This is a genomic window from Wolbachia endosymbiont (group B) of Chorthippus parallelus (assembly GCF_947251815.1).
Taxonomy (GTDB): domain Bacteria; phylum Pseudomonadota; class Alphaproteobacteria; order Rickettsiales; family Anaplasmataceae; genus Wolbachia.
Genome location: NZ_OX366390.1, coordinates 853,650 through 873,939, shown reverse-complemented (window position 1 = coordinate 873,939; position 20,290 = coordinate 853,650). Strand labels below are relative to the sequence as shown.

Sequence of the window (20,290 nt, the reverse complement as noted above, 5' to 3'; positions counted from 1 at the left end):
AACAAAAATACACAGCGAATCTAGATCTTTTTAACTAAGATTTCGTTACCAGAAGTATACACTATTAGCTCATCTCCTTCTACTACTTCCCCCGATAAAACTAACTTAGCTAGATTATTTTGAATGCATTCTTGTATTACCCTTTTCAGAGGCCTCGCTCCATATTCAGGGTCATAGCCAGTTTGTGCTATTAGCTCCTTAGCTTCTTGCGATAAACTAATACTCAGTTTACGCTTAGCAAGCATCTTTTGTAAATAAGAGAATTGAACATCTATAATTTTATAAATGTCATCTTTGGTTAAACCGTGGAATATAATAATTTCATCCAGTCTATTTAAAAATTCTGGACGAAACGCTAACTTAACTATTTTCATCACCTCATCTTTTACAGATTCAGCAGTTCCTCTGAGCATCATCTCAGCGCCAAGGTTAGAAGTTAAAATCAGTATGGTATTGCGAAAATCAATTAATTTGCCATGGCTATCGGTGAGTCTACCTTCATCCAAAATCTGCAGTAATATATTAAATATATCTGGATTTGCCTTTTCTATCTCATCAAACAGAATTACCTGATATGGTCTTCTCCTCACTGCCTCAGTTAATCTTCCACCTTGTTCATAGCCAACATACCCTGGAGGTGCACCAATCAGTTTTGAAACGGAGTGTTTTTCCATATACTCTGACATATCAAAGCGCAGAAGTGCTCCTTGGTCATCAAATAAAAATTCGGCAAGGGATTTTGCCAACTCCGTTTTCCCAACTCCAGTTGGACCTAAAAATAAGAATGAACCAAAAGGTCGATTAGTATCCTGAACACCAGAACGGGAGCGCCTTACTGCATTACTTATCGCTTCAATTGCATCTTTCTGTCCTATTACTCTTTTCCCTATTTCATTCTCCATGTTAAGAAGTTTTTCTTTTTCACTGTGCATCATGCTATCAACAGGAATGCCTGTCCATTTCGAAACAATATTTGCAATATCACTCTCAGTAACTTCTTTCTTTAGGAAACTATCAGTAACTTTTTCCTGATTTTTTAACTCATTTTCAAGTTGAGGAATCACACCATACATCAACTCCCCTGCCCTTCCTAAATTTCCATTGCGCTGAGCCAATTCTAGCTCTTTCCTCGCGTTATCCAATTTTTCAGCAGTTTCTTGTATTTTAGCTATTTTATTCTTTTCCATCTGCCATTTACTGCTTAAGTCAGCAAATTTACTATTTAGACTCTCAATTTCCTCATTTATCTTTTTTAAACGTTGCCTAGAGTTTTCATCACTTTCTTTTTTCAAAGCCTCTGACTCAATTTTCAGCTGTATAATCTTTCTTTCAAGCTCATCAACAACCTCAGGCTTGCTGTCCATTTCAATTCTAACCCTACTTGCTGCTTCATCAATTAAATCGATCGCTTTATCAGGTAAAAATCTATCTGTTATATATCTATTAGAAAGCGTTGCAGCAGCGATTATTGCACTATCTGTAATCCTAATACCATGATGTACCTCATACCTTTCCTTCAAGCCCCTCAGTATTGAAATAGTATCAGTTTCAGTGGGTTGAGAAATAAACACAGGCTGGAAACGCCTCGCAAGCGCAGGGTCTTTCTCTATATGCTGACGATACTCATCTAAAGTTGTAGCTCCTATACAGCGAATTTCTCCGCGTGCAAGAGCAGGTTTCAGTAGATTTGAAGCATCCATTGCACCACTTGTTGCCCCTGCTCCAACTAAAGTATGAAGCTCATCTATAAATAAGATAACTTTCCCCTCTGCTTTTGAAATATCATTGATCACTGCTTTTAGCCTTTCTTCAAATTCTCCTCTGAATTTTGTTCCAGCAATTAACGCACCAAGATCCAAAGCTAAAACTTTTGCATCACGCAAACCAAGTGGTACATCATTTGCAACAATTCTGTTTGCTAAACCTTCAACTATTGCAGTTTTTCCAACACCAGGTTCACCTATCAGCACGGGATTATTTTTTGTTCGCCTAAGCGATACCTGCATAGCTCTTCTGATTTCTTCATCACGACCAATTACAGGATCAAGCTTACCTTGCATCGCAAGCTCTGTAATATCTTTTGTATATTTCTTCGCCGCATTTAATTTTTCTTCACTATTTGGCGAATCTGCACTGCTACCTTTTCTCATTTCTGCAATAACTGAATTTAATTTTTGCGGTGTTACACCACCTTCTGCTAAAATTTTACCATCTTTTTGTGCAGCAAGGCCCTGCAGTAACCGCTCAACTGTAACAAATGTATCTTTATTCCTCCTCGCAATACCGATTGAATCCTCAAAAACTTTTGCTACCTCTCTTGAAAGCTGAAGGCCGCCACTTCCTGGCCCTTCAATCACTGGAAATTTTTTAATTGCACTATCAACAGCATTAGAAATATTCTGCACATTTCCACCACAGGCACCTATCAAGTCCTGAACTAAACTCGATTCATCTTCAAGCATTACTTTAAGTAAATGTTCAGGCATAAAAATCTGATGCCCGGCTCCCAATGCTTTCATTTGAGCACTCTGAATTAAGCTTTTTGCTTTTTCTGTAAATTTATTCAAGTCCATAATATAAATTCAACTCATACTTGCTGATATATATAGCAACCACTTCCTCAATTTTAAACCTAAAGTCATTTATCAATAAAAATTTTCTAAGTTCATATAAAACAAGAAAAAGCAGATTCTCTACAAAAAATAAAATTTATATTAAAATATTAATTTACTTTAAAACTAAATTAATGTTAAGGTATAAAGCATATAGCTTAATTTTTTTATAAAAGAGCAATGAATATCAATGACTTTAACATAAAGAACTTAACAACAATTTCTATAGTACAAGAAATAAAGAATAGCGTTAGGCTTGTTCCAGACATAATCAAACCTGGAATACAGGGTATATTTTACACTGCAGGAGGAGCATTATTTACATACGCTTATGGGTTTTTTGCACAACAAAAAAGTTATGAAGATGGTTATATGGAGAGCTACAAAAAAGGCTACAGTGAAGGATTTAACCAAGGTTATAACAAAGACTTTAATCAAATTGCCTTAATTGCTGGAGCTGCTTGTGTTGGAGCTGCTATTGGAGCTGCATCTATTATGTATTGTACTAAATGTAAACAACAAGATACTCATATTGCTAACGCTCAAATAAACCAGGTAATTTCTAATAACTTAGCTTTAGTTGAGTAAAACCAAGCTAAAAAGCAATCTCATAATCATTATGCTGAGAAAAAATTCAGTGTGTAACCAGAAAAAATAGAGATAATGTTTTCTGATATGTTGTAGTGGATTAGGTTTAGGTCCCAGTAGGAGCGAGTTTAAATACTACATAGATTTGTAGCTTTTTTTTTGCTACCTTTACTGTAAAAAAGGGGTAGTACTTTAGCTATAGCAATTTTGTTAGCATCAGGAGTGTTTGCTGCAGCTCCTTATGTTAGTTTCTTAGCTCCAGTTGCAGCGTTAAGTGTTGGCCTTCCATTTATTATTGGTGGTGCTGTATTTTCTGCTCTAGTTTTTGCGCTTTCAGCTGCAGTGCAAAGAGCTAACAATTACTTCTTCTTGTCTAGATGCTCAAAATGCCAAAGAAAAAGCTAAAATGCAAAAACAACTAGATAAAAAGGTAGAATACATTATTAATTCTGATGAAGATGCTAAGAAAATGCATCAAGAGCGTAAAAAAAGAAATCAAGAAGAAGTTTTAGATTCTGAAGCTCTTAGCAATTTATTTAAAGAAGAAGGTAATCAACCAAAATTGCATGCAGTAGCAAAGGAAGTTAAAGGTAAAGCAATTCAAGATGTAAAGCGGTTTAGAGATATAGCAATATGCACATCAACTATAGCATTAACTCTAGCACCAGTTATAGCATCGGCATTTATAGCTCCCGTAAGTATTTCAGTTCCTACTGCTGAGTTGTCTGATCAGCAAACACCTCTTAGCCAAGCTAATGGTAATTCTACTGTAAATTTATCATCCGCTCACTATGTACCTACACCACAGGTTGTGTTGGGAAATAAAGCTAATGAACACGAATAAACATTAAACAATGCTTTGAAGAGTGCTGAAAAGAATTTCGGTATACCTCAAGATCAGTCTGAACCTCAATGGGTTAAGGATTTGCATAAATCAGAAGATCTAGAGGAAATTATAGATGGTGGTACTCTTGACAATTTATTTTACCCTAAAGTAGATAATTGCATAAACACATCAAGACAAGCAGGTACCCGTGTTGATGATGTTGAATTAAAAAGGCTAACTACAGAACGGCCAACTCAGTCTAGTCTTGTAACGGCTTACTAAGGATTCTTTAAATATCGATCCTCAAAAAAATCGGCGTAGGTTTAGGCAGTGTAATGCCTAAGCTTACACATGCGTTGCACAGAGATTTTAAATCACGTTGTTCTTTTGGAATTTGCAACTGATCGAGTATCATTTTTGCTGACTTTGGAGCAATTGGCTGCAGCAAAATGCCAATCATTCTAATGTATTCAAGTAATTTGTAGATTACTAAATCCATGCGCTCTCTATCGGTTTTACTGAGTGTCCAGGGTGCACTTTTATCTATGTAAGCATTGGCCTTGGAAGAGATATTGATAATCAGGAGTATAATCTGGTTAAATTCATACTTTGATAGATGATCCATTACTTGATCAATTATGGCTTTGCAATTTGGTAAACTCTCATCATCTTTAAGCAAATTGCGATCGACCACTGGTACAACTCCAAAGCATTGCTTGTGCAGAAATGAAATTGTTCTTTGCACTAAATTGCCTATATTGTTTGCCAGCTCTGAGTTTATGCGGCTGATCATGTTTTTCTTACTGAAATTACCATCTTGACCAAAATTTGCTTCCCGAAGGAGAAAGTAGCGTAGTTGATCAACACCAAACTCTTCTGCCAGACCAATTGGATCTATAACATTACCAAGGGATTTGGATATTTTTTCTCCCTCGTTTAGCCACCAACCATGAACTGCTATTTGCTTTGGCAGTGGTAAATCTGCTGCAAGAAGAATAGCTGGCCAGTATACAGCATGAAAACGCAATATATCTTTACCGATTACATGAACGTTAAAGGAGTTTGTCCAAAATTTCCTATATTCCTCATCTTCTATATTAGGAAATCCTATTGACGTGAGATAGTTAGTGAGTGCATCTATCCAAACATAAATTACGTGCTTGTCATTTCCTGGTACTTTTATTCCCCAATTAAAACTAGTACGAGAAATCGAAAGGTCAGTTAGTCCTGATTTTACAAACGATACCACTTCATTTTTTCTGCTCTCAGGGAAGATAAAATTTGGCTGATTTTCATATAACTCTAGCAATTTATTTTGCCAATTTGACAAACGAAAAAAGTAGCTCTCTTCTTTTATCCACTGAACTTCAGCACCTGTTGGTGCCCTGCCATCTATCAACTCTGATTCCTGATAAAACGCTTCGTCACGAACTGAATACCAACCTGAGTAAGAATCCAGATATATTTGTCCTCTCTCTTCAAGCCTATTCCATAGAGCTATAACTGCTTTTTCATGACGTTCTTCTGTAGTGCGAATAAAATCATCATAATCAAAGTTCATTAGCTCAGCTAATTTTTTGAATGTAACACTTATTTCATCTGTAAATTCTTTTGGCTCTATTCCCTTCGCTTTAGCTGCCTTTTCAATTTTTTGCCCATGTTCGTCTGTACCAGTAGTAAATTTGACGTTCTTTTCAGCTAATTTCATAAATCTAGCTGCAACATCACAGATAAGGGAAGTATATGCGTGGCCGATGTGTGGCTTGTCGTTTACGTAATATATTGGCGTAGTTATGTAAAAGCTCTCAAATTGCTCCATTTTGTACTGTTTAAAGCTTTATCGTATCTGCACTAGTAATAAAAATCAATACATATCCTATCGTACAAACGATCTGAAAACCATTATACCGCTGCGTTTTGCAGCGGTATCCTTGTAAGTAATTTACATTTTAGAATAAGCAGTTTGCTGTCCATAACCTCCAACATATTGCTCCGAGTAAGGATTATTAAATACACCTTGAGGAGGAGCACTTGGAACAGTATTAGGATCTTGAGGAGAGTAAGGAGGAGGTGTTTCACGATGAGAAGAATCTCCAAAGCTATACCCAGGTTTTTGTTTATGATAATCATCTACCGCTTCTTCAGCTTTCTTAATAATTTCTGACTCTTTCTCATGATTCATATGAAAAGCCACACCACCAGCAAGACACACAAGAGAATTAATGCCAAGGATGACTAAACCCCAAACTGGTAAGACTGGGTTAATAGCACAACCTATCAAAGCTGCTAAAGAAATTGCACCAACTGCAAATTCTATATTTCTGAACATTTTAAGTTTATTATCCAGGTAATCTACCTTTTCTGATTTTCTAGCCGTTTTTTCGCTGCTGTTGTACCAAACACACATTAAAGCATGGAAAGCAACACACGCAACTACAGCTACTATCCCTAAAGCTAATAATTTCCTGTTGTCTTCTGCGTCTTTTTTCTTATCTTCTCTGCTTGGCTGGTTACTGCTACCGGAACCAAGGTTATTTATCACTGTAGTATGACCAGTATTGCCACTAAACAGGCTACGAAGTAGAAAATAATCCCAAAAATCTAAGCCTCTATTATTGTGTACATGTACGTGCGTGACTTGAGGGCCTGTAGATTGCTGCCTACTACTCCTATCATTACTTCCTGTACTGTGCCTACGAGTTGGAATGCTATGTGTAAACTCTCCATACATTCTGTCGAACTCTTGCTCATTCCAAGTAAAACTCCGTGTATCATTACAATGCTGTAAAAACTCTCTAACATTATCGTTACTGCCAGACTTTTTGATATAGGCAAGTGCATACCTTTTTAAAACACTATCACGCATAGATATTCTCCTCAAATTAAGATTAAATTAATAAACAGTTATTACTATAAATTATATAGAATAATGTCTTCTTGTCAAGTTAGTCATAAACCTGTCAATATTCTTTCCACCAGCTCCTTTACTGTTGGAACATAGCTATTCTCATAAAACGGGTCTTGCTTAAATTTGTACACATTGTGTCCAGAAAACATGAGTTCATTTTCAACATTGCCGTCATGTACAATGTTTTGCAGTGTCTTTTGTATACAGAAACTCCGTGGATCTGGCTTTCGCCCTGTTGAATGGTCACCATGATCTTTCCAATTGCTAAACAGACAATGGCTCAAACATCCCATGCAATTAATTTGATCTTGTCTTATTTCCGCAAATTTGCCTGGCGTCACAAAAATAACAGTTGTATCTGGAGTTTTCATTACCTCTGTATACCCTGCTTTAATCCATGCATTTGCTAGCTCTTTGTCTTTTGCAGTGAGGTAAATCTTTCTACCTCTGCTACCTATTGCAAATTCATTATTAAACTCTCCACTCGCACTTTCTGAAAATTTTATTTGACGTGAATTTCGTTCCTGTAGCTCATGTATGAAGCTATTTCTTACTGCAGATGAGTAAAATCCTGTCGGACTAAATTTGTTTAAAAATATGTCACCTTCTTCTAAAGTAAGTAATTTCTTTTTCCACTCCGTAGAAATCGGACTTTCTTTTGTTAAAAGTGGACGAGTGCCAAACTGAAAAGCTATCGGTCCGATTTGCGAATTATCAAACCAATGTTCCCAATCCTTCAAATTCCACACTCCCCCCGCCATAACAATTGGCGTTTCAGAAAGACCGACCTCATTCATGAAAGATCTAAGCTCTGCAACTCTTTCAAATGGAGCCTGCGGTAATTCTGGGTCTTCACTATTACTGAGTCCATTGTGACCACCAGCAAGCCACGGATCCTCATATACTACTCCACCAAGTAAAAAAGAAGATATTTTTTGGTAAGCACGTTTCCACAACGCTTTAAAAGCGCGCGCCGATGAGATAATAGGGTAGTAATAAACTTGATATTTAGCTGCAATTTCTCCAAGCCTGTAAGGCATACCAGCACCGCAAGTGATGCCATGAACTAAGCCTTTTGCTTTTTCTAATATGCCATGAAGGACTTGTTCTGCTGCTCCCATTTCCCAAAGCACATTCATATGTATTCTTCCACGGACCTTTGATATTTCATTCGCTATTTTTGCTTGACTAACTCCAGCCTCAATACTATACTTAATTAATTCCTCATGCTTTTCATTTCTTGTTTTACCTCTATAAATCAGCGGCACCAACTCACCATTGTCATCAATAAGTTTAGCATTTGCACCAGAAAACGTACCAACAGCATCTGCTGCAGCAAATGCCCCACTTGATCTTCCATCACTGATTGCAATGCCTTTACCGCCCTCGACGATTGGCCAGACTTTTTTCCCTGAAATCACTATCTTTTTTATCTTATCTTTCAAAATTTCCTCTTAATCTTTCACTCTATTTTACTGAATTACTAAAAAAATAATAGCTTTTCTTTTTTATACCTATGCATTCAGTTTTAAATAGGCATAGGAGATGCTATAAATATAGTTTTATAAGAAATTTGCTATATGATCATAGGTTTAACAGGTGGGATTGCAGTTGGAAAGAGCTTTGTAGCCAATTGCTTTAAAGAATTTGGTGCCGCTTTGTTTGATGCCGACTCTGTCGTGCACCAGCTTTATAAAGTAAACAAAAACATAATAAGTTACGCAGAAGAAAAATTTCCTGGGGTGATAGTAAATGGTGAAATAGACAGAGCAGTATTGTCTAAATATTTTTTGGCCTACGATGAAAATTGGAAGCAATTTCAATCTTTAGTGCATTCTGCTGTGCAGAGTGAATTAGCAATTTTTATTGCTCAGGAGAAAGAAAACGACAGAAAACTCCTAGTCCTAGACATTCCACTCCTACTGGAAACGAGATTCCGTTTATATTGCGATTTTATTGTTTTTATCCATGCAGATAGCACTGTACAAGCTCAAAGGCTTAGTGAGCGTAATATGGATAAAAAAAAGCTGGATCTAATGTCTAGTATTCAGCTACCTATTGAAGAAAAAAGGCAAATGAGTAACTTCATAATCGATAGCAGCGCAAATGTTTTTTCTCAAGTGAAAGACATAATAAACTCGTTAGACCTCAGCACGTGATACGGTTATTTTTCACGAGATTACTCCGAATTTTAGCTGTACTATCAGCAGATTTTACCATTAAAATCTCAAACCTTGAGCCTGCGTTCAAAAATGATTCAACTGACTTACCGAAAAAATCATATCTCCACCCCTTGAATAGTTTATCTATCTGCCCAGATATTGAACCAGCTAACTCATCTTTTGATGAAACTAACTTTCTTGATATGTTATTTTCCTTACATTTGCTCTCTAAAATAATCGAGAGTATATCAAATACAGATTTATCATAATTATCTGACAGAGTATAATTTTGCTGCACAAACTCCTTCTCATTCTCATTGAAAATATTCATAAATTCTAATAAATCTTCCTCTTTTATATTTTTTGTGTTCCTCTCAAGATCATCTAAAACCTCGTCAATACGCTCCACATTTTTTTCAATAAGACCAATTATTACAGCATTATTAATTACTTTATTACGATTGATGTTATAGCGTTGTGCTAAAGTCTCTTGCCACTCACTCACTGCTTTAACAACTAACATTAGCCTCGGATTTGCTTCATAGTTAAATTTAATCCTCCTCCATGCATCTTTTGGACTATGCAAATACTTATTTATATCAACCAATAATTCCATCTCTTCTTGAAACCAACTCATCCTATTACTTTCTTCAAGTTTATTGCACAATATTTGGTATAGATCATATAGATATACCACGTCGTTTATTGCATAGTCTAGTTGATCCTCAGACAATGGACGTCTTAACCAGTCTGAATTTTTAGCTTTAATTTTATCCAGTGCTATTCCTTGATATTGCTCTACTACTTTTGAATAACCAATAAAGTCATGATAATAATGGCAAAACATAGCAGCAACTTGGGTATCAAAAATAGGAGTGGGAACACATTTAAACACAGTGAGTAAGGATTCTATATCCTGCCGGCAACTATGAAACACTTTGATTATTCCCTGATTTAGCATCATTTTCTTAATGAATGATAAATCAATTTCTGGCACTAATGAATCTACAATAAAACTCTTCTCTCCGTAAGAAATTTGAATTAACGATAATTTTGGGTAGTAGGTTAAATTATTTCTAATGAACTCCGTGTCAATTGCTATAAATTTTGGATCTTTTTCCATCAATTCTTTACATGCATTTTCCAGTTCCGATGTCGTACTAATTAGCATATATTTTTTATTCAGTGGCTATATTTTACCACTTATATTAAATCTTTACAATTGATTGAAATTGAGAGCACAATTGTATAATAACTAACTCTTCTGTAAATATACAGTTTTGCCAGACACAACGGTACGTACTACGTGCCCTTTCACTTTGCGTCCACCGAAAGGCGAATTCTTTGATTTACTAGCAAAGTTGTCAACTTTAATTTCCCATTCATGATCCAAATCAACTAAAATTAAGTCCGCTACAAGGTTTTTCTGTATGCGGCCACGTGGCATATGTATGATATCTGCAGGCTTATATGTCAATTTTGCAAGCACATCAAGTAGACCCATTTGTCCACTATGATATAGTTCAAGTGAAAGGGGCAGCATTGTTTCAAGGCCAACAATACCAAATGCAGCATTTTCAAGTGGCAGATCTTTAGAATTAAGATCATGCGGAGCATGATCGGTTGCAATGCAATCAATCACACCTGTCTTTAAACCTTCAATCATAGCTAAACGATCCTCTTCAGTGCGAAGCGGCGGGTTCATTTTTGCGATTGCTCCGTGTTGTTTTACTATATCTTCAGTTAAAGTAAAGTGATGAGGAGTTACTTCACATGTAACATTTAATCCCAAATCTTTTGCACGTTTAATAGCATCAAGTGAATCTTTTGAAGAGACATGTAAAATATGATAGTGTACATTTTCTATGTCCTTCATTAGCAGTATATCACGAGTTACCATGACCGACTCTGACGCACTCAAGATTCCCTTTACTCCCAATTCTTCAGAAATCTTACCCTCGTTAATTGCGCCACCAGCAGATAGATTCAAATCCTCTGCGTGTTGAGCAATAGGAACACCAAGCATACTTGAATAAAGCAGTGCCTGTCTCATAATCATTGGATTCATAACTGGCATACCATCATCGGTGAACCCAACTGCACCTTCTTCCTTTAAGAGTGCCATTTCAGTTAATTTTTCTTCCGAAGTGGTGATTTTAGCGTAAAATTGAACATTCACATGCGAAGTTTCAAATGCTCTATATTTCAAATACTTAGCCAAGACAACACTATCAATCGCTGGAACAGTGTTTGGCTGGCAAACTACAGTTGTAACGCCCCCTGCAGCTGCAGATTTGCTGCCTGTATGTATAGTTTCTTTATGCTCTTGACCTGGTTCACGAAAATGCACGTGAATGTCAATAAGACCTGGCATTAGAACAAGCCCTTCACAATCTATTGTTTCATCAACTCCACTTGTTGAAAATAATGATTTGCCAAAATCAACAATTTTATCCCCTTCAGTCAATAATGAACCTTTTATATCAAGTTTAGTTTCCGGGTCAATAATACGAGCATTGGTATACGCAATTTTATAGCCTTCCTTTTGCCCTGTCTGCAATAAATTCAAAATCATATTTGAGTATCAATTATAAAATAAATCTAAAGTTTTTTTAGTAAAACACAACCAAATTAAAGTGATGATATAAAACTAGCAATAAAGAATATTTAAATTAATACTCAAGCAGCTATTCTATAACTACCATTTTCGATTTCAACGTTATTAAGTGCGGTATTTGCGTTATAAGAACAGTAACATCCTACTGCAAGAAAAGTTAATGCAGCTACAGCAAGCGAAACACACATTGCTAAATGAACCATTGTTAGACTTGTACCAACAGCAAATGCTCCAGATAATACAAAAGAAACAGAAGCATAATTACCTTGCCTTTTACTATAAATTTTTGCTTTCAAGAATTTTTCATTTAGCTCTTCATTCTTGCTTTCAAATTGCTTCTGTAGACTCTTCTCTAGTACTTCACTTTTGTTTTCAATTTCTTGCAGCTTTGTCTTTAAGTCGTTATTTTCATTTTCGCGTTGCATTATTTGATCAGCGAACGATTGTCTTGCATCATTCAGCTGCCCTTCCAACTGATCATTTTGTGTAGTCAATTGAGCTACCCGACCATTTAGCGTATCAGCAACCTGTGTTAATCGGGTTACTTCATCAGTTTTATCAATTAGACCTTGCTTTGCATCATCCAGCCGCCCTTCCAATTGATTGTTTTGTATAGTCATTTGATCTACTTGATCTTTTAGCCTTCCAATCTCTTTTTTCTTCTTTTCAAGCTGAGCTCTTGCTTCATTAGATTCTTTGCTAAGTTGCATGACTTTACTAGTTTCTTCAGCTAATTTTTGCTTTGATGCTACAAGTTGAACTTCTGTTTGCTCACATTTCCTTTCAAGCTCCCTTGCTTGACTAGACAAATTACTATTTTCCTGTTCAAGTTGAGCTTTTACTTCCCTTAGCCCTCCCTCACTCTCTCTGAATTGAGCTCTAGCATCCTTTAGCTCTTTTTCTGCACATTCTACCTTTTCTTCTAGCTTAGTTTTTGCTTTCTCAAGCTTCTTCAGTTGATTAGTCAGATTACTATTCTTTCTTTCTAATCCAGTATTTGTTTCTTCAAGTTTTTCTACAGTACCGTTAAGCCTAGTTACTTTGCTAATTTGCTCATCCAACTCTGCTTTGTTTTCTGCAAGCTGATCTTTTGTCCCTTTAAATTCTGCAGTAAGTTTATCTACTTGATCATTGAGTTGATTAGTCTTCTGTTGTTTTTGTGTTAATTTTCCTTTTTCATCATCTAACTCTTTAGTTTTTCCAACCAAACTTTGTTGTATACTATTTAACCTTCCCTCTAGTTGAATTTTTTCATTAGTAAGCTGAGCTACTTTTTGTTTTCCTTGTCTAAATTCCTCTTCTAAATTTGGAGCACGTTGAATTGGTATCTCAGAAAGCTTAATGCCTTCATTTTCTTCTCTGACTTCTTCAAAGAATTCCTTATCATCCACATCAACATATGACAAAACTGCATGGTAAAATAGGCCACAAATATAAGCAATATGACGATACTTAGATGCTTCGCTATCCGATTTAAATTTTTCCTGCTCTATTTTCTCAATAAGGTTATAATAGGTATCGATTTTATGATAGTGTAGTTCTAAATACTCCAGAGTTTTACCTGTTTCTAATTTTAATGGTTTACCTACATGTTTATAGTGCATACCAGCATTACCATGTGGCAAACATGGTACCGGATCTGATTGACAAGCTACTCTAATAGTATTATGTCCAAGACACTCATTGTAAACTTCAGCAGCACCATTGTAGAACACTCTTGGAGAGCCAAAAGTTGCAACATGAACATCTTCAGCACCTTCTGTTTTATTAAGACATAAAGCAGTTATACTAGCAAGAGCACCTCCCATGCTATGGCCTGTAACATTGATTTTTAAATCTTTGATTGCTAATCCTTTATCATTAGCATGCCCTTGTAATATTTTATGTACGCTGGGCCAAGAACGTTTGAATAGAGAGTAAAAACCAGAGTGAACATAATTATCTCCAGACAAAAATGGCAACTTAGTTAAAGAAGCACGCAGATCTTCCTTCACATCATTTAAATCACGAGTGCCATGGTAAGCTATATCTACTTCGTTATCTTTAATAAAAATATAACCAGCATCTCGATTATATGAATTTTTACCAGTTAAAGCATAGCCAACATCGTGTTGCTCTAATTTATAATCAACATCTGAGCAATATTTATCTTCAATAAGTTCATTATCGTAAAATCTTATAATCTGATAACCTTCTTCTTCAAACTTCCTTTTAGTTTTGTATTTACCTTTCTCTAATTTTCTATCCACATCACCATAGGAAATTTTGCTAAAGGTACATATTTTCCATAATTTTTCTTCATCAAATTCTGCAATTTGCCCTTTTATCAGATCAGCAAGGTCAGAAGCATCCTTTAACTCAGCACCTTTAAAATCTTCTATCTTCTTCCATGCTTTAACTAGGTCAGAAGTTCCTAGCCCATTAAGGTCAAAACTTTGAGCTTCTAATTCGTTCTTAAATGGTTCTAGTGCCTCAATTACGCATTCTTTTATTTCATTATGTACAATACTATCGCTATCATCAATAATAGAATCCATACTTTGATCATGAGTAATACTTGGCATATTTTTTACCTACTATTTTAGTATATCATTAATTAAGCATTTGATCAAATTTATCAATAAAACTATTAAAATTTTCTTATTTTAAACGAATTTAGTTCATTTTATCACACTTAAGACTTTTGTTTGTGACAACTGCTGTATTTGCAATCTTATCGTGCCAAGTTTGGCAGCGTTTATCGAAACTTGCCCATATGAAACCCAAGAATAATGGTGCAGTTGACAATATGAAGGAAAAAAACCTCTTTGTTGCTTGTTTCAGAGTCAATTTTTCAAAAGTTTGTGCATTCACAACTCTAAGTCCAAGTAAGAATTTTCCAGGTGTAGCGCCAAATCTTATCCACATATATGCTACATAACTAAAAAGCATAATAAATTGAACTATCTGATTTAGAACTAGTAACTTTATTAGTTTACTCTGCATTGCTGTTTCCTCTGCAGATAGTGGCACCTGCATTTGATATTTTGCAGCAATTTGGCCTAATATTTTACTGCTCTCCGAGCTCATAAAGAGTTGATTTAAGGCCTGACCGCAAAACTGTAAAAATAAAACGATGATGATTAAATCAAGCAGCACTGACAAATAGCGTCTAAGTCCCGTTACGTAACATATTCCATTTTCATCTTTCTTTATCCTTTGAATAGCATTTATAGAAGAAAGAATGGCAAATGAACGATTAAAAAACTTGTGTAACATAAAGCACTTTCCAATGTTTGAGTGCCCCTGGCCGGACTTGAACCAGCATGCTCTTGCAAGCAACAGATTTTGAGTCTGCCGTGTCTACCATTCCACCACAGGGGCCTATTTTAATGCTATAAGCAACACAGGATTAGTCAAATTTTTTCTCTTTTAAGTCGAGATTGAATATTCTACAATAATCAATCATTACTCTAAAAACTTAAAATGAATGAATTAGTTAACCTTATTAATTCAAGAGAAGAAATATGTAAATTGCCACATAATTTAGAAGCAGAGCAAATGCTCATTGGTGCAATGATTCGTGATAATAGAATTTGTGATGCAGTTGAAGATATAATTGCAGCAGACAATTTCTACGATCCACTACATCAAAGCATTTTTACCCAGATATCTAAAACCAGAAAACACGGCATAGTTGCCAATGAACTAAGCCTTAAGATGTTTTTTGAAAATGATAAAGCATTTGCCGAATGTGGTGGAGTTGAGTACCTAGCAAAGCTTGCAGCGAAGGCAAGTATTGCTCTTGATATCTATAGCTTGACCAGAATAATCCGTGATACTTATTTAAGAAGATGCTTAATCAAGCTCGGACAAGAGACAATTGACGATAGTTATAACTATGACATCGAAAATCCTGCACAGGTACAAATTGAGCAAGCAATGACAAAATTGTTCAATTTAGCAGTAAAAAAGCAAGGTGAGAAAACATACATAAAGCTTGCAAGTTCAATTAAAGATGTGGTTGAGAAGATTAGCAAGCTAAAAAATAATCCAGAGGCTCTAGGTATTACAACCGGACTTCAAGATCTAAACCAGCTTCTTGGTGGTTTGCAGAAATCTGATCTGTTAATTATAGCTGCAAGGCCCTCAATGGGGAAGACAGCATTGGCACTGAACATCGCACTTAATGCTTGTAAGATTTTGCAAAAAAGAACAGACAAACAACACTACGTAGCGTTTTTCTCACTTGAAATGTCAGCAGAGCAATTGACTGCAAGATTGATTACCATAGATTCAGGTATTGGTTATTATAAGGCAATGACTGGGAGAATTAGTGATTTTGAATTACATGAATTCATTAATGCTAGTACAGGACTATCTGAATTACCTTTCATTATAGATGACACTCCTGCTCTATCAATTAGTGCCCTTCGTACCAGAATACGACTGCTATATCAGCTATACAATGTAGAGGTGGTATTTATCGATTATCTGCAATTAATTCGAGGAACAACAAAAAGGAGTAGTGAAAATAGAGTGCAAGAAATTTCAGAAGTGACGCAGGGTTTGAAAGCAATTGCAAAGGAACTAAATATTCCCATTGTTGCACTATCGCAGCTCTCTCGTTCTGTTGAGCAGAGGGATGATAAAAAACCACAACTTTCTGATTTACGTGATTCAGGAAGCATAGAACAGGATGCGGATATAGTAATGTTCCTCTATAGAGAAGAATATTATGAATTAAGAAAGCAACCAAATGAAGGAAGTAATAAACATCGAGAGTGGCAAGAGAAAATGGAGAAAATTAGAAATATTGCAGAGCTGATCATTGCAAAACAAAGAAACGGGCCAATTGGCAGTGTGAAACTACATTTTGACTCCAATAGAGGTGCATTTAAAGACTATACAGAAAGATATAGTCTTTAGCGGTGAGTAATTCTGGAAGTGTTTAAGTTATCTAAGTGGAGAAAGTCACCTCTCCCCACTCGACTGCAGAACCGTACGTGACAGGTTACCGTCATACGGCTCCTCTGCAATTTGGTGCTTGTCATGCACACTTCCTGTGTAAAATATCGTGACAATGTCCATGTAATAATAATAAATTTTTGATCATATTATTTTTCCTATTTTGGTCTTTATGGTGTATTTCTAGAATATCATCACTCTTGAACCAAAGTTGACATTGATCACATTTGCCTTGTTGTAACTTCAACAGCTTTATCACTCTCGGTGATTTATCTAGTATTCTATTAAGACGATTCCCCCAGTAAACCCAATCACCATCGTATGGAGATTTGGTTCCTTTCACTTTGATATGTCGCTTAATAACATGATCTCCGTGTCTTATAAGATTCACTTCGTTACTTGTCATAAATCGCCAATTATCATTACCATACTTCTTGAAGTACTTTCTTTTGATCCAGCATTTTCCTTTGTTTGGGTGTTTATATAACGCCCACTTCCAAAGTTTTCTGAACATTACACTGTCGATAAGATTAAATGTTTCACTTGAAACTACACAAGAGTAATATTGACTCCATCCTCTAATAATTGGATTAAGTACTTTAATTACTATTTCTTGTGTTGCTCCCCTCAATTTTCTAATCTTATGTTTGATAATGAACTTATGTTGTTTCATAGATTCACGACTTGGTTTGATTAATAACTTGTAACCTTTCTTGTTATTTCTTGCTAGGTAGTGTCTTATTGAAAATCCTAGAAAATCAAAGCCTGGTTTATCCCCATCTAAGGTATGGGAAATCCTTGTTTTTGAAGGTTTTAGTTCTAATCCAATGATTTTTAACCATTCTTTGATTAGTACCTTTGTCTTAATAAGGATCTCCTCACTCTCATGTATAACAACAAAATCATCAGCATAAAAAATTATACTAAGAGCTTGTTGTGCCCGTTGCTGCGATGCTGTACCATACTTTCTTCTTCTATATAGAAAAAGTTCACTTTTTAATGCTTCTTTAATATATTGTTCCATACCGTGTAATGCTATACAAGCCAATAATGGAGAGATAGTTCCTCCTTGAATTGTACCACTCTTAGTTGGCTGGAAAATTCTATTTTCTATTACTCCTGCTCTCAACCATCCTTTTATTGTTTTTCTTAATGTTGGTGTGGTGTTGAGTTTTTCAAGCAATGCATAGTGTTTAATATTATCGAACGATCAATCACCTTAATACCCTCTTCAATAATCAAGTAACTAAGGAAATTACAGTTACAGATTCAACACATCCACTATTTGGCAGAACATTTCCAATATCTTCTGTCAGCTCAAAAGTCCACAATGTATTTGTTACTTATCGCAATTACATCATTCTACGTATTCCGTTTTCTGCTACCAACTTAGCTAGTAAGCAAAACTTTCTCACCAGCAAGTTAACGTGGTCTTCATTATACGAATTTGTTTCTCTAGCAAAGGAGTATAAATTATGCCATGTAAACCATGTCAAGTGTGGCAGAAAATGTCGCAACGTTTCAAGTCAGAAGTTTTAGAAAATATATTATTAGTGTCCAAAGAGGTTATCTATGAGTACATCAGAGCTAATTACAGCACAGCATTTAGCACGCGAAGCAATAATTTATATCAGACAATCAACACCTCATCAAGCATTGAGCAACCAAGAAAGTTTGGAGTTACAGTATGCACTAAAACAAAGAGCAATTGACCTTGGATGGAAAGCTGATAATGTTGTAATCATTGATAGTGATCTTGGTTTAACTGGTGCTAGTGCTGAAAAGCGTGAAGGGTTTAAAGAGATTGTCACTAAAGTCACTTTATCAAAGGTAGGAATTATTCTCTCCTACGATGTGACTCGCTTATCACGTAATTGTTCTGACTGGTATCCTTTACTGGATATATGTGGCTATAAACAGTGTTTAATAGCTGACCGGGATGGTGTTTATGATCCTGGTACTATTAATGGTCGGCTGTTACTTGGTCTGAAAGGGCAACTTGCTGAAATGGAGTTATCTACTATAAGAGCTAGACTAAATGCTGGACTATTAAATAAAGCAACCAGAGGTGATTTAGCCTTATCTCTCCCAGTTGGTCTTGTTCGTAACATTGATGGTTCTGTGAACAAGGATCCTAACCTTGAAGTTCAGTCTCGTATCAATCTTATTTTTGAAACTTTTCTAGAAAAACGAACAGCATCAAAGGTTTTAAGACATTTTAATGATCATCAACTAACTCTTCCTAGATATAATAATTTCAAAGAACTACAGTGGAAAAAGCCAACTGTTGCAGCAATTACCTCAATACTAAAAAACCCAGCCTATGCTGGAGCATTTGTTTATGGGCGTTCCCGTACTACATACCATAAGCCATCTTCTGCTGACAAAACAACAAAAAAATTACCAATGGAGGAATGGAAAGTTCTGATCAAAGGTAAATACTCAGCTTACATAGATTGGGAAACTTTTACAAAGATTGAGATGATGCTAAAAGATAATTATGCAGAATACGATCGCAATAAAACACGTGGTATAGCAAGACCAGGTGCAGCATTATTACATGGAATAATTTATTGTGGAGAATGTGGACATAAAATGTTGGTACAGTATAAAGGAGGAAATCGTTATTTATGCAACTATCTACGTCAGCAGTATCGTGTACCTGTATGTCAGCTTTTACCAGCTGATATTATTGATAATGAAGTAGTTCCCAAATTTTTTGCTGCACTTGGTCAAATTGAGCTTGATGCTTATACTCAGGCGATTAACTCACAATTGCAATCTGAGCAAGCAATTAATAAAGCACATTTACAACAATTAGAGCGCCTAAAGTACCAAGTTAGATTGGCAGAAAGACAATTTAATCAAGTAGACCCTGACAATCGTCTTGTAGCTGCAGAACTTGAAAGACGCTGGGAGAAAGCATTGAAAGAACTCCAACAAGCAGAAATTATGTTCGAACGTCAGCGTCCAAGTGATCCAACACCTCAATTACCTGAAGAACTGAAAACAGTATTTTTAGATGTAGGCAAAAGATTACCTGAAATTTGGTATAAATCAATTCTATCACGTCAACAACAAAAGTCCTTTCTTCGTTGTCTCATTGATAAAGTGGTAGCACACAGAATCAGACGCGATTGTCTTCAGGTACGCATTATATGGCATGGTGGCGAAACTACTACTTCTCATGTTCCCATTCCAGTAAACTCTTTTCGCGAGTTGACTAAAGCAAAAGAAATGGAACAGTCTATAATAAAGTTAAGTAAAGAAGGTAAAACAGATGCAGAAATTGCTAAGTACTTAGAAAAACAGGGACATCGCTCCCCCACAAAAAACATCGTTTTAGAAAATACAGTAAAAACTATTCGGTTAAAAAATAACATTATGCGAGCAAGGAATCAGTCACATCCGCTTAAAGTATCTGGATATCTTACCGTTCCACAAATTGCAAAAATCCTCAATGTTACTACACATTGGATTTATGATAGAATTAATAATGGTCAAATCAAAGTACGAAAAGATGACAGTAAAACCAGAGGAAAATATTTATTTGAGAATACGCCAGAGACTGTTAGAATCCTTATGGATTTTAAACATGGTAAACTCAACAATCCAAATTTTTTATAGGAG

General features: G+C 35.7%; 15 protein-coding genes and 1 tRNA gene. 6 read left to right on the top strand and 10 right to left on the bottom strand.

The genetic code is table 11. The annotated features are described in order from the left end of the window. Positions 1-20 precede the first annotated feature (20 nt). Positions 21-2,573 carry an ATP-dependent chaperone ClpB gene (gene clpB, locus OPS21_RS03935; RefSeq protein ID WP_264337158.1) on the bottom strand — a complete coding sequence of 851 codons (2,553 nt, stop codon included), beginning with the start codon at positions 2,571-2,573 and terminating at the stop codon, positions 21-23. Between the two features lie 219 nt (positions 2,574-2,792). Between clpB and OPS21_RS03930 the strand changes: the two genes are divergently transcribed. The 3 genes from OPS21_RS03930 (at position 2,793) to OPS21_RS03920 (ending at position 4,308) form a co-directional block, all read left to right on the top strand. After that, on the top strand, positions 2,793-3,200 hold the full coding sequence (locus OPS21_RS03930) for a hypothetical protein (RefSeq protein WP_264337157.1): 408 nt from the start codon (positions 2,793-2,795) through the stop codon (positions 3,198-3,200). Positions 3,201-3,525: 325 nt separating this feature from the next. Then, on the top strand, positions 3,526-4,044 hold the full coding sequence (locus tag OPS21_RS03925; protein WP_265027741.1) for a hypothetical protein: 519 nt from the start codon (positions 3,526-3,528) through the stop codon (positions 4,042-4,044). 15 nt (positions 4,045-4,059) lie between these two features. Beyond that, positions 4,060-4,308: a hypothetical protein gene (locus OPS21_RS03920; protein ID WP_264337155.1), complete on the top strand. Its 249-nt coding sequence runs from the start codon at positions 4,060-4,062 to the stop codon at positions 4,306-4,308. Positions 4,309-4,315: 7 nt separating this feature from the next. On the opposite strand, the gene metG is transcribed toward OPS21_RS03920, so the two are convergent. The 3 genes from metG to OPS21_RS03905 all read right to left on the bottom strand — a co-directional run bounded on the left by metG (position 4,316) and on the right by OPS21_RS03905 (position 8,379). Beyond that, positions 4,316-5,845, bottom strand: a complete 1,530-nt coding sequence (gene metG, locus OPS21_RS03915) for a methionine--tRNA ligase (protein ID WP_264337154.1) — start codon at positions 5,843-5,845, stop codon at positions 4,316-4,318. A gap of 123 nt (positions 5,846-5,968) precedes the next feature. Further along, positions 5,969-6,892 (bottom strand): hypothetical protein, encoded by a 924-nt coding sequence (locus OPS21_RS03910; RefSeq protein ID WP_264337153.1) that lies wholly within the window; start codon positions 6,890-6,892, stop codon positions 5,969-5,971. An 83-nt stretch (positions 6,893-6,975) separates the two neighbouring features. Next, positions 6,976-8,379 carry an NAD(P)H-dependent flavin oxidoreductase gene (locus OPS21_RS03905; protein WP_264337152.1) on the bottom strand — a complete coding sequence of 468 codons (1,404 nt, stop codon included), beginning with the start codon at positions 8,377-8,379 and terminating at the stop codon, positions 6,976-6,978. A gap of 135 nt (positions 8,380-8,514) precedes the next feature. Here OPS21_RS03905 and coaE point away from each other — a divergent pair, with 135 nt between their 5' ends. Continuing rightward, positions 8,515-9,093, top strand: coding sequence for a dephospho-CoA kinase (coaE, locus tag OPS21_RS03900; protein WP_264337150.1), 579 nt, complete (start codon positions 8,515-8,517; stop codon positions 9,091-9,093). On the opposite strand, the gene OPS21_RS03895 is transcribed toward coaE, so the two are convergent. The 5 genes from OPS21_RS03895 to OPS21_RS03875 form a co-directional block, all read right to left on the bottom strand. Further along, the gene (locus OPS21_RS03895; RefSeq protein WP_264337149.1) at positions 9,083-10,267 is read right to left on the bottom strand and encodes a ribonuclease D; all 1,185 of its coding nucleotides are present in this window, start codon (positions 10,265-10,267) and stop codon (positions 9,083-9,085) included. The two genes, coaE and OPS21_RS03895, sit on opposite strands and share 11 nt — an antisense overlap. Positions 10,268-10,351: 84 nt before the next feature. Further along, positions 10,352-11,671, bottom strand: a complete 1,320-nt coding sequence (locus tag OPS21_RS03890; RefSeq protein ID WP_265027740.1) for a dihydroorotase — start codon at positions 11,669-11,671, stop codon at positions 10,352-10,354. 104 nt (positions 11,672-11,775) lie between these two features. Beyond that, positions 11,776-14,277, bottom strand: a complete 2,502-nt coding sequence (locus tag OPS21_RS03885) for a lipase family protein (protein WP_265027739.1) — start codon at positions 14,275-14,277, stop codon at positions 11,776-11,778. A gap of 91 nt (positions 14,278-14,368) precedes the next feature. Next, complete coding sequence (locus tag OPS21_RS03880; RefSeq protein ID WP_007302723.1) at positions 14,369-14,971, bottom strand: RDD family protein; 603 nt, start codon at positions 14,969-14,971, stop codon at positions 14,369-14,371. Between the two features lie 22 nt (positions 14,972-14,993). Continuing rightward, a tRNA-Leu gene (locus OPS21_RS03875) sits at positions 14,994-15,076 on the bottom strand. Between the two features lie 102 nt (positions 15,077-15,178). On the opposite strand from OPS21_RS03875, the gene OPS21_RS03870 reads away from it, so the two are divergent. Further along, positions 15,179-16,621 carry a replicative DNA helicase gene (locus OPS21_RS03870; RefSeq protein ID WP_017531675.1) on the top strand — a complete coding sequence of 481 codons (1,443 nt, stop codon included), beginning with the start codon at positions 15,179-15,181 and terminating at the stop codon, positions 16,619-16,621. A gap of 121 nt (positions 16,622-16,742) precedes the next feature. Here the strand turns inward: OPS21_RS03870 and OPS21_RS03865 are convergent, their stop codons facing one another. Further along, a complete protein-coding gene (locus OPS21_RS03865) occupies positions 16,743-17,843 on the bottom strand; it encodes a group II intron maturase-specific domain-containing protein (protein ID WP_265027738.1) in 1,101 nt (366 codons plus the stop codon). Positions 17,844-18,232: 389 nt separating this feature from the next. Here OPS21_RS03865 and OPS21_RS03860 point away from each other — a divergent pair, with 389 nt between their 5' ends. Continuing rightward, the gene (locus OPS21_RS03860; protein WP_264336378.1) at positions 18,233-20,287 is read left to right on the top strand and encodes a recombinase family protein; all 2,055 of its coding nucleotides are present in this window, start codon (positions 18,233-18,235) and stop codon (positions 20,285-20,287) included. Positions 20,288-20,290 lie beyond the last annotated feature (3 nt).

Excerpts from the sequence above, each read along its gene's own strand:
- OPS21_RS03860 (WP_264336378.1), top strand. The coding sequence starts at position 18,233 with ATGAGTACATCAGAGCTAATTACAGCACAGCATTTAGCACGCGAAGCA.
- OPS21_RS03885 (WP_265027739.1), bottom strand. The coding sequence starts at position 14,277 with ATGCCAAGTATTACTCATGATCAAAGTATGGATTCTATTATTGATGAT.
- OPS21_RS03895 (WP_264337149.1), bottom strand. The coding sequence starts at position 10,267 with ATGCTAATTAGTACGACATCGGAACTGGAAAATGCATGTAAAGAATTG.
- clpB (WP_264337158.1), bottom strand. The coding sequence starts at position 2,573 with ATGGACTTGAATAAATTTACAGAAAAAGCAAAAAGCTTAATTCAGAGT.
- metG (WP_264337154.1), bottom strand. The coding sequence starts at position 5,845 with ATGGAGCAATTTGAGAGCTTTTACATAACTACGCCAATATATTACGTA.
- OPS21_RS03910 (WP_264337153.1), bottom strand. The coding sequence starts at position 6,892 with ATGCGTGATAGTGTTTTAAAAAGGTATGCACTTGCCTATATCAAAAAG.
- OPS21_RS03870 (WP_017531675.1), top strand. The coding sequence starts at position 15,179 with ATGAATGAATTAGTTAACCTTATTAATTCAAGAGAAGAAATATGTAAA.
- OPS21_RS03890 (WP_265027740.1), bottom strand. The coding sequence starts at position 11,671 with ATGATTTTGAATTTATTGCAGACAGGGCAAAAGGAAGGCTATAAAATT.
- coaE (WP_264337150.1), top strand. The coding sequence starts at position 8,515 with ATGATCATAGGTTTAACAGGTGGGATTGCAGTTGGAAAGAGCTTTGTA.
- OPS21_RS03930 (WP_264337157.1), top strand. The coding sequence starts at position 2,793 with ATGAATATCAATGACTTTAACATAAAGAACTTAACAACAATTTCTATA.
- OPS21_RS03880 (WP_007302723.1), bottom strand. The coding sequence starts at position 14,971 with ATGTTACACAAGTTTTTTAATCGTTCATTTGCCATTCTTTCTTCTATA.